10 protein-coding genes, 1 pseudogene and 1 riboswitch are annotated in these 10,178 nt (G+C 34.1%); all 11 genes and pseudogenes read right to left on the reverse strand.

The genetic code is table 11. The features are described from left to right. Positions 1-225: pseudogene (locus tag T513_RS0108845) on the reverse strand (bifunctional diaminohydroxyphosphoribosylaminopyrimidine deaminase/5-amino-6-(5-phosphoribosylamino)uracil reductase RibD); the annotation flags it as partial. 138 nt (positions 226-363) lie between these two features. Then, positions 364-477, reverse strand: a riboswitch (FMN riboswitch). 61 nt (positions 478-538) lie between these two features. Next, positions 539-1,252 (reverse strand): DUF3592 domain-containing protein, encoded by a 714-nt coding sequence (locus T513_RS0108850; protein ID WP_031589810.1) that lies wholly within the window; start codon positions 1,250-1,252, stop codon positions 539-541. 140 nt (positions 1,253-1,392) lie between these two features. Further along, entirely contained in the window at positions 1,393-1,878 is a 486-nt protein-coding gene (locus T513_RS0108855; protein WP_051654425.1) for a PTS sugar transporter subunit IIA, read from the reverse strand. Positions 1,879-1,885: 7 nt separating this feature from the next. Further along, on the reverse strand, positions 1,886-2,824 hold the full coding sequence (locus tag T513_RS0108860; protein WP_031589812.1) for a carbohydrate kinase family protein: 939 nt from the start codon (positions 2,822-2,824) through the stop codon (positions 1,886-1,888). A 20-nt stretch (positions 2,825-2,844) separates the two neighbouring features. Then, the gene (locus tag T513_RS0108865; protein WP_080703143.1) at positions 2,845-4,275 is read right to left on the reverse strand and encodes a glycoside hydrolase family 32 protein; all 1,431 of its coding nucleotides are present in this window, start codon (positions 4,273-4,275) and stop codon (positions 2,845-2,847) included. Positions 4,276-4,283: 8 nt separating this feature from the next. After that, positions 4,284-5,702 (reverse strand): PTS transporter subunit EIIC, encoded by a 1,419-nt coding sequence (locus T513_RS0108870; protein WP_031589814.1) that lies wholly within the window; start codon positions 5,700-5,702, stop codon positions 4,284-4,286. 115 nt (positions 5,703-5,817) lie between these two features. Further along, positions 5,818-6,798 carry a LacI family DNA-binding transcriptional regulator gene (locus T513_RS0108875; RefSeq protein ID WP_031589815.1) on the reverse strand — a complete coding sequence of 327 codons (981 nt, stop codon included), beginning with the start codon at positions 6,796-6,798 and terminating at the stop codon, positions 5,818-5,820. Between the two features lie 57 nt (positions 6,799-6,855). Continuing rightward, positions 6,856-7,170 (reverse strand): 4Fe-4S binding protein, encoded by a 315-nt coding sequence (locus tag T513_RS0108880; RefSeq protein WP_031589816.1) that lies wholly within the window; start codon positions 7,168-7,170, stop codon positions 6,856-6,858. Further along, positions 7,167-7,607, reverse strand: a complete 441-nt coding sequence (locus tag T513_RS0108885; RefSeq protein ID WP_031589817.1) for a flavodoxin family protein — start codon at positions 7,605-7,607, stop codon at positions 7,167-7,169. The genes T513_RS0108880 and T513_RS0108885 overlap by 4 nt, the downstream gene beginning before the upstream one ends. Before the next feature lie 57 nt (positions 7,608-7,664). Continuing rightward, positions 7,665-7,919: a hypothetical protein gene (locus tag T513_RS0108890; protein ID WP_031589818.1), complete on the reverse strand. Its 255-nt coding sequence runs from the start codon at positions 7,917-7,919 to the stop codon at positions 7,665-7,667. Positions 7,920-8,254: 335 nt separating this feature from the next. Then, positions 8,255-9,799: a glutamine-hydrolyzing GMP synthase gene (gene guaA / locus T513_RS0108895; RefSeq protein WP_029072976.1), complete on the reverse strand. Its 1,545-nt coding sequence runs from the start codon at positions 9,797-9,799 to the stop codon at positions 8,255-8,257. Positions 9,800-10,178 lie beyond the last annotated feature (379 nt).

Below are 10,178 nucleotides of genomic sequence, written 5' to 3' on the forward strand. Positions count from 1 at the left end.
GGTGACATACATAGTCGCATGCAATGCATCCTCTTTATCTCTTAAAGAGGCAAAAGCATTTCTTTCCGCATGAAGAGTCCCACATTTCTTGTGATACCCCTCTCCGACAATAACATCCCCCTTAACGATCACTGCCCCCACCAAAGGATTAGGATGCGCATATCCTTCTCCTAGCTTCGCTAAAGAGATAGCACGTCTCATATAATAAGCATCATCTTTTTTCATAGTCTTTTCTCCTAAAAAAAGGCCCCACTGCATGTGGGGCCATTCAAATATCGACACTACTCCCGTATAAACAAAAATTCCGAACATTTCTGTTCGGAACATTTTCTACACAAAAAAGTATGACAATAAATATCACTACTTGTTCTTCTTCCATCCAGACTGTACTGTCGGCATCGGAATTTCACCGATTCATGCATAATGCTCGCGGGCTTTACCGCCGGTAGGGAATTTCACCCTGCCCCGAAGATATTCAATTCTATATCTAAAGATAATATACTTCTAGATATTCGTCAATGACAAATAATTATTAAGATCAATATTTCAGTTTTCTTTTTGAATATACTACAACAATAATAGAAACAACAGTTATTAAAAGACCTACGACAAATATATCTAAATTAAAGTATTCAATACTTTCATGACGGATAAAATTACCAATGACCGCATTGATATTCAATACAGCAACAATTCCTCCAACAAAGCTCATAATCATACCGATAATGCTTGCATCCTCTAACTCATCTGCAGAAAGTCTTGGATACTTCTTTTTATGAAGAATAAAGAGTGGAATACTGATTAAAAATAAGAGTCCTGCCAACATAAAATTATACATGGAAGATGATAATGAACTTTTTGGAGAAAACATGTGCACTTCTTCATTATCACGGCTCACCCACACCTTTGATAAGTTTTCATTGGGCTTATCTACAAGTCCATCCTGTTTTGTATAATACATTTTTCCATCCGTAAAAGTATAATGAATAACACATGAATACTCTGTCCTAAAATGTTTTGAAACATATCTTCTTGTACTCTTTACATCTGTAATATAGCCAGGAACACATTTAAAATTTTTACTATACTGCGCTCCCTGATAATTTAAAACACCTATAAATAACATAAATAAAGCAAAACCTAAAACAATAAGATGTAAATTCTTTTTAATACGCTCCACACCAAATCGTCCCATCAGATAAGACGCAATCGCACATACTGTTACAGCTATAAGTAGTATACTATTAATCATATTTCCCTCCATATTATGTACTTCAAACTATTTTATCAATAAATTTTCAAATAGTAAAGATATAAAAACAAGGCATACATTGCCTTGTTTTTAATAGAGAGAAATTTTTCTAATGAAGGTTTATAGTTTGAAGTAATAATTTATAACTGAGAAATGATAGTATCATTAGCATTGACACAAATTGGCTCAATAAAATGTATTGATCCCTGATTGCCTTCTTGTGTTATTGCTAAAACAGTCACATCTCGATACCCTGCTTTTTTTATTTTATCACGATCAAATGTAATAAGTTTTTGACCAGTTTTAACATGATCTCCTACTTTTACATGGGGAGTAAATCCGTCACCATTCATATAGACGGTATCAATTCCTATATGAAGAAGGACTTCAGTTTGATCTTTTAGTTTTAGTCCAACAGCATGAAATGATTTATCCATAATAACAATGACTTCACCATCTGCTGGGGCCAATAATTCATTTGAGGTAGGTTCAATCGCAATGCCTTCTCCCATCATTTTTTTGGAGAAAACACCGTCGTTGACATCTTCTAGATGGATCAGACGTCCACTTAAATAAGCTTTTAATTCAATTTTCTTTTTTTTATTAAACAATGAAAACAAACCCATAATTCAATCATTCACCTGCTTCTAAGCATTTTTCTATTTCATTCCATGTTGGAATAGATTCTAAAGCACCCACTTTAGTCGTCGTCATAGCCCCCACAATATTCGCTATTCGCGCAATCTCTTCCATTGTTTTTTCCGGTGTATTTAAAACCTGTGCAATAATAGCACCAATAAATGCATCACCGGCCCCTGTGGCATCAACCATTTTTACTTCCTCAACTGGAATAATGACTTGCTTGTTCCCTGATACAAGCAATGATCCTTCTTTTCCAAGAGTGACTAATAAATAGTTGCATCCTAATGAAGCAATACTTTTTGATGCTTCTTTAATATCATCAATGCTGCTAATAAGTTTGACTTCTTCATCACTTAATTTGACAATATAACTGTTTTTAATAAATTCTTTGCAGCATCTGATATACTCTTTTTCATCTGTAATTAATGCATCACGGTAGTTTGCATCAAAAGTAATGATCTTATCATGCTTTTTCGCATACTCCATAATTTTAAAGTAAGTGTCTTTTAATTCTCCATCTAGGAAGGCTGTGGCACTCCCAAAATGAAAGAGATCAAACTGATTTAAATATTTTTCTATTTTCTGATAGGATAATACAGCATCCGCATCACGCATAAATCTAAAATCACGATCTCCATCCTCTTTTAAGGATACGAAGGCGAGAGTCGTATTTCTATTTTTCAGTTTATACATCATATCTGTATTAATATGATTGTTCTTAAAAGTTTCTTCTAAGAAGTCACCAAAGAAATCTTGACCGACACTTCCACAAAAGTAAGCTTCAGCACCTAGCTTTGCAATTGCGGCTGCCACATTGGCAGGTGCTCCACCGGCTTTTCTTGTAAAGCTTGAAGTATCCTTCAAACTCATTCCTGGATGATCAGATACAAAATCAATCAACGCTTCTCCGGCACATAATACTTTTTTCAAGATAATTCCCCCATTACATATTATTTATTAAAGTAGTCAATTGTTCCTACAGCTTTATACTTAAATCTTATTTCATGTTTCATTTCATGGAGGTTAAAGCATCTCATCATAAATGATCTACTTCCCTCATTCACAAAGATTTCTACAAAGCTATTATCTACATAAATATCCACTTTGTATTCTTCTTTATTTAAGGCTTCACATTGTCTTATTAAGCCATTGTCTTGATCAAATAGATGATGGAGATGGGAACGATCTAATGTCATAACATTCTTATCAAAATCAATCGAGAATTCCCAATAATCATTTTCATCACCGAATCTTACCCACTCGTTACCCTGTTTTGATAAATCAAATTGTATATGATAGGTATTGGATTCAGTGAGAGTCTTGGTATCTTCAAATTGATGATGATTATTGAATGCTTTATTTATATCATCAGAAATATAATTGCATAATCTATGATCAGAAATTTTTAATATATGTGGCATAGTTAAGCCATGTTTCCACATATCTTTATCACTAATAAGACGCTGTTCACCACAGCCAAACCAGGAAAGCATCATTGGCGCTTTATCTTTCCCATAGAAAACCTGAGGAGCATAGAAGTCAAAGCCATTATCAATTTCGTCCATCGTTTCAATATGGAACTTAAGATGTTCTAAATCCAATGTTCCAATTAGATACAATGAAGTAAATTGGTTCTGATATTTTAATTCTTCTTTTTCTAATCCCATAACAGAAAGCATAAGAACATCTTTTCCATCTACTTCGATATATCCTGGACATTCAATCATATAACCTGTGTTGATTGATAGATCAAGTTCACCCACATATTGCCAATCAATCAAATTATGACTTTTATAAACAAGCAACGCTCCTTCTTCTTCCTGTGTTTTTCCACCTAGAAGCATATAGTATTCACCATTTTTTTCAAATACAAATGGATCTCTGATCTCACCAGTCATTTTTGCTGGTGCGCCATCAATTACCGGATTAGTCATTTCTTTTGTAATATGTCCATCTTTATCCATATAAGCAAGTGCTTGTTTAGGGATCTTACCGTTTTCTAATTTATAGTTAGCTGTATAAAATAAATGTAAAATCTCATCTTTCTCAATAGCATTTCCTGAATAGCAGCCATTTTTTTCATACTCTTGATCAGGAATTAAGGCGACATCTTCCTCTTTCCAATTCACAAGATCATCTGAAACACAATGTCCCCAATGTTTCATGCCATGATTTGGTTCAAAAGGGAACCATTGATAAAACACATGATATTGATTATTGAAATATGCTAAACCATTAGGATCATTCATTAACCCACATTTTGGATAGATATGATATCTTGGAAGATATTTACTTTTTGATACAAAATGTTTTAATTCTTCTAGATAAAGATGATGTTGCGGTTGAATATAAGTATATTTTTCAAATTGTTTAAACTGCATAAAATCTCCTATTTATCAATCCCCTGTAATCCTTTGAATTTGTTATAAAGGAATAACAATACAACAGGAATAATAAAGGCAATTAAGTTTCCAATCACATAATGGATCATAACCGGTGGATTAACGATTGTAATACCTGGAATACCTGTTAACCCAAAACCTAATGCTTTGACATCAAGTAATTTCATATAAACACCACCAATACCTGCACCAAGTGCACCACATAAGAATGGGACAATAGAATCTCTTAAGTTTACAGCAAAGATTGCGGGTTCAGATACACCTACTAATGTAGGAACAAAACTAGATACTGCTGTTTCTTTTAATTTAGAATGTTTTTTTGCTAGCATAAATACTCCAATACAAGCGCCACCCTGCGCAATAATTGATACAGCCCATAATGGCTGAATATAATTAAATCCTGTAGATGATAATAACTGTGCTTCAATGCTTCCGATAGCATGATGTGTCCCAGTAATAACTAATGGCTGTAAAAGAGCCGCAAAAGCGAAGGCCCCAACAACACCTAATTTCACATATAAGAATTCACAAGCTACTCCTAAACCAGAAGCAATGACATCTCCTAAAGGACCAAATACGATAAATAATGATAATGAAGAAACAATAATTGTTAATGTTGGAACTAATACGAATGATAGCACCTGAGGAACAAACTTAGTTGCTAATTTTTCAAACTTAGCCATAAATAAAGAAGTTAAAATAGCTGGAAAAATACCACCCTGGAAAGCAACCTGAGGAATATTTAAGCCAAAGAAATGCCAGTATTTAACTGCTTTAGCTGTTCCTTGAACATATTCAAAACGATTTCCTAATTCTGGATGAATGAGAATCAAGCCAAGAATAATACCAAGAACAGGATTCCCGCCAAATCTCTTTGTCGCAGAATAAGCCACAAGTACAGGTAAGAAATTAAGTCCTGTCGCAATAATATTTAAGAATGAACTCAGATCTTTAGCCCATTGATATGTATCAGCTAAAGTTCCATTTAAACCAAATAATCCTTCAGTGATTAATAAAGCTCTAAGTCCAAGGATCATGGCACATCCTACAATGGCCGGAATCAATGCCACAAATACATCCGAGAACGCTTTAAAGGCCATTTTAAATTTATTTCCCTGTGTAGCCGCGCTCTTAACATCTGCTAATGAGGCTTCAGCCATTCCTGTCTTTTTAAGGACTTCCGCATGAACTAAATCAACGGTTTTTGTCCCAAATACAATTTGAAGCTGTCCACCATTGAAGAAGACACCCTTTACTCCTTCAATGTTTTCAAGAACTTCTTTGTCATACTTTGAAGTATCCTTTAATACTAATCTTAATCTTGTGACACAATGTGCCGCACTCGCGATATTGTCTTTGCCACCAACATTCGCAATGACATCGCTTGCCATTTTTTCGTAATTCATTTTCTTCCTCCTTTTTTTGGAACGTTCCAATTTCTAATTAAATACTAGCATAGGGGATATTTTAATGCAATAAAATTTTTTTATTTTCAATAAAAAAGAATCATAGATAAAATTTCTATGACTCCTTTGTAGTTCTTAGTTGTAAAAATGAAGTAGGTAAAACCTTGCTTGTAACCGCTTTTTTTTCGTGTACACATGCAAGCATCTGCACTGCTTCTTCAGCTAATTTTTTAACGTCCTGCTTTATCGTAGAAATTGTTAATCGTTCATTAGGATAACTTTTTACCCCATCGAAACCAATCACTTGAATATCCTGTGGTACTTGTAAATGAAGATCATTTAATATTTCAAGAACATATTGAGCATAACGATCTGTTCCACATGTAATTCCATCAAAGTGTATACCTTTGTCATAGGCATCATGAAGATATTCATTTACTTTATCTCGGAAATCTTCTGATTGACATTCACAATCAAAAATAGCATAATCAACATTCAATGTTTGACATTCTTCTTCAAAACCATTTCTTCGATCAGTAAGAGCCGCATTCACTTCCACCTTTCTTGTAATATGTAAGATATGCTTACACCCTCTTTTATGTAATTCTCTAACTGCTAATTTACTGCCATTAAAGTTATCACTTGTCACATAAGGAATTGAGTCATTATAATAACGTTCAATCGCAACATAAGGCAAATTATCATTTAAATAAGGTAAAATATTACTGTATGAGACAGAAATAATGCCATAAACTTTATTTTGTTTAGCCATCTCAATATATTCAATCTCTGATTTATAATCATTTTCTGAATTGCATAATAATAGTTTCTTCCCAATTTTTTTAAGTTCTAACTGTAAATAATAAGTCAGCTCAGAAAAAAATGGATTCCATACACTCGGTACAATAAATACAACATTACTAGCAGTATTGGTCTTTAATTCTCGTGCTGCCACATTAGGAATATAGCCTAATTCTTTAATAGCCGCTTCAATTTTAATTCTTGATTTTTCTTTGACTTTAACATTATTAATATAATTAGAAACTGTTCCTCTTGATACGCCGGCAAGTTTAGCAACATCGTTCATATTGGCCATATCATCACCTCATAAATATAGTATACCTTATTTTCTATATGATTGGGATGAATTCTTTTATTCATCATTCTTAACAGTTAATTTAGCAACAACTTCTGGTAATGGTTTTGGATAATGTGCAAAATGATGATATCGTTTTGTATAAATAGTTTTCTTAGGACATTTATTATAGCAGGCAAAACAGCCCTGACATTTTTTCTCATTAAAGACTGGATATTCATTCATTAAAATAGCATTATAAGGACAAGTGCGAACACATAGGCCACATTTCACACATGCATGCTGATCCACTTTCTTCTTTCCCATAACATATCGAAGCGGTTTCCCATTGATAATTGTTCTCACAATAGCATAACGCCATTTTGATGTCACATGATAGTCTTCTGATGAATACCAAGCATAGCTTTCTTAGATAAATCATCTATAAAATCATCAAAAGCTTTCACCTGCTTTTTAGTAGGATAATGCTCATAACCATGTTCCAAACGAATAACCGGTGGATAGTTTTCCGGTGTATGAAGCGCATGTTCCCCAATCATTTTGAATCCCTTTCGTAAAACAAGTCTGGCAAGAACCATACAGGATGATCCATTATCTTTTCCATATGTTGTAAAGACGAACACCAACTTATCTTGAACAGCTTCTAATCCTGTCATATAGTCAAAAACATATTGTGCGACTTTTACACCACACGCATATGTCGCAAAACCAACAATATCATAATCATTAAGATCAGGATAACCATCCCTCATATTAAAGAGATCAAAAGAAATCCCTTTAGCTTTATCTTTTATTCTTTGACAAGCCAATAAGGTATTGCCGGTATTAGAAAATATAATATTAACCCCTTCATAGACATAAACCTGTTATCCAAATATAAACATAATAGCTAAACCAAAAGCAAAGAGATATAGTATTCCAAAGATCAGTAAGATAATACCGATAATCTTTAAGATATGAGAATGTTCTACTTTTTGACCTTTTAATGATAAAACAATTCCTGAAATCAGCGACGTGATTCCAATGCTTCCAATCCCAAGAATGGTGGCTAATAAAGCAATAATAGCTGTAAAACAAATTAATAAAAATAACATGATCACAATCATTGATAAAACTGCCATCATATCCCCCCTATTTCCTAATTTGTTTTTATCATAATATACTTTGAATTACAAAGCAATAAAAACTATATTCCTTATTACATCAATAATCAGATAAGTCGTTCCATGAGCCATCTTCACATAAAATATTCCATAGCGACGATAAAGATAACCAAAATATAGGCCAAATCCTCCATTTAATAAAAATTGTATCTTCATGGAAATAAAAAATGCGTGAAAAGAAATTCAATTCTTCTCACGCATCCTATATAACAATATCACTGCTTTTTACTTGAATACAGGGACAAAACATGTCATTTTATCCTGTATTAATACCCGTTTTAAGCAATAATCTATTATTCGAATTCAATAGTTCCTGGTGGTTTAGATGTAATATCATACATTACTCTATTAACACCACGTACTTCATTGATGATTCTTGACATAACTGTATTTAATACTTCAAATGGAATATTAGCTGCTTCAGCTGTCATGAAATCAATTGTATTAACAGCACGTAAAGCGACAGCGTAGTCATAAGTTCTTTCATCACCCATGACACCTACTGACTGCATATTAGTAAGAGCTGCGAAATACTGTCCGATTGAACGATCAAGTCCAGCTTTTGCGATTTCTTCTCTATAGATTGCATCAGCATCCTGTACAATCTTAACTTTATCAGCAGTAACTTCACCAATGATTCTGATACCAAGTCCAGGTCCTGGGAATGGCTGTCTGAATACTAGGTATTCAGGGATACCAAGCTGAAGACCGACTTTACGTACTTCATCTTTAAATAAATCTCTTAATGGTTCAATGATTTCCTTGAAATCTACATGATCAGGTAATCCACCAACGTTGTGATGTGATTTGATCACTGCAGATTCTCCACCTAATCCTGATTCTACGACATCAGGATAGATTGTACCCTGTACTAAGAAATCAACAGCACCAATCTTTTTAGCTTCTTCTTCGAAGACTCTGATGAATTCTTCACCAATAATCTTTCTCTTCTGTTCAGGTTCTGTTACACCCTTTAATTTAGAATAATAACGTTCCTGAGCATTGACTCTAATAAAGTTCAAGTCATAAGCACCTTGTTCTCCAAAGACTGCTTCGACTTCATCTCCTTCATTTTTTCTAAGTAAACCATGATCCACAAAGACACATGTCAACTGCTTACCTACTGCTTTTGAAAGCAATACTGCCGCAACTGATGAATCTACACCACCAGATAATGCACAAAGAACTTTACCGTTCCCTACTTTTTCTCTGATAGCTTTGATCTGTGCTTCTACAAAGTTACTCATGATCCAGTCACCTTGACACTTGCAGACATTCATGACAAAGTTTCTGATCATCTTTGTTCCTTCTTCAGTATGTAGAACTTCAGGATGGAACTGAATACCATATAATGGATTTTCTTTAGATTCAAACGCTGCCACAGGACAGTTGTCAGAATGAGCAACTGAAACAAATTCTTCTCCTAACTGTGAGATGTAATCAAAATGACTCATCCATACAGTAGAAGATGGCTTACATCCTTCAAATAATGCAGAATTTGTATCAAATTCAACCTGTGTCTTGCCATATTCTCTAAAGTCAGCTCTTTCAACTTTTCCACCTAAAAGATGCTGCATAAGCTGTGCCCCGTAACAAAGTCCGAGTACAGGAATTCCTAACTTAAACAACTCTTTAGAATAGGTAGCTGCTCCTTCTTCATAACAGCTATCTGGTCCGCCCGTTAGGATGATTCCCTTAGGATTCATGGCTTTGATTTTCTCTATATCAATCTTGTAAGAATAGATCTCACAATAGACCTGACATTCTCTGACACGTCTAGCGACCAACTGATTATATTGTCCACCAAAGTCAATGACAATCATTAATTCGTTTTTCATAAGGCCTCCTATCACAATATTTCCAGAAGAAATTATTATTTCTCCTAAAGATTATTCAAATATTACACTATTCATATAAGCAATTCAATGAAAAATGAGAATAAATATTTTTTGTGAACTACCACCCACCTAAAGGTAGGTGGCTTCTAAGAACCTGACGGTTCTATTTAAGAAGTTTGATATTTAAGTTTCCACCCGACAAGTCAGGCAATCCTTATTCTTACAGGCGTGTCCACTTCGCCTCTACCGTATAGGATGTTAACATCCACAACGCTACTTTTACGCATGATGTTCAATGCGCCATTAACATCCGCATTGATTATTTTCCCGCTTGCGGTTTTATATTGCCCTCTGTGTATTCTTTTGCCGCTAAACTGAT

Source organism: Kandleria vitulina DSM 20405 (assembly GCF_000702065.1).
GTDB classification, from domain to species: domain Bacteria; phylum Bacillota_I; class Bacilli_A; order Erysipelotrichales; family Coprobacillaceae; genus Kandleria; species Kandleria vitulina.

Bases quoted from the DNA above. Each gene is read 5' to 3' on its own strand.
- T513_RS0108855 (WP_051654425.1), bottom strand. From the start codon at position 1,878: ATGGGTTTGTTTTCATTGTTTAATAAAAAAAAGAAAATTGAATTAAAA.
- guaA (WP_029072976.1), bottom strand. From the start codon at position 9,799: ATGAAAAACGAATTAATGATTGTCATTGACTTTGGTGGACAATATAAT.
- T513_RS0108875 (WP_031589815.1), bottom strand. From the start codon at position 6,798: ATGGCCAATATGAACGATGTTGCTAAACTTGCCGGCGTATCAAGAGGA.
- T513_RS0108865 (WP_080703143.1), bottom strand. From the start codon at position 4,275: ATGCAGTTTAAACAATTTGAAAAATATACTTATATTCAACCGCAACAT.
- T513_RS0108890 (WP_031589818.1), bottom strand. From the start codon at position 7,919: ATGGCAGTTTTATCAATGATTGTGATCATGTTATTTTTATTAATTTGT.
- T513_RS0108870 (WP_031589814.1), bottom strand. From the start codon at position 5,702: ATGAATTACGAAAAAATGGCAAGCGATGTCATTGCGAATGTTGGTGGC.
- T513_RS0108850 (WP_031589810.1), bottom strand. From the start codon at position 1,252: ATGATTAATAGTATACTACTTATAGCTGTAACAGTATGTGCGATTGCG.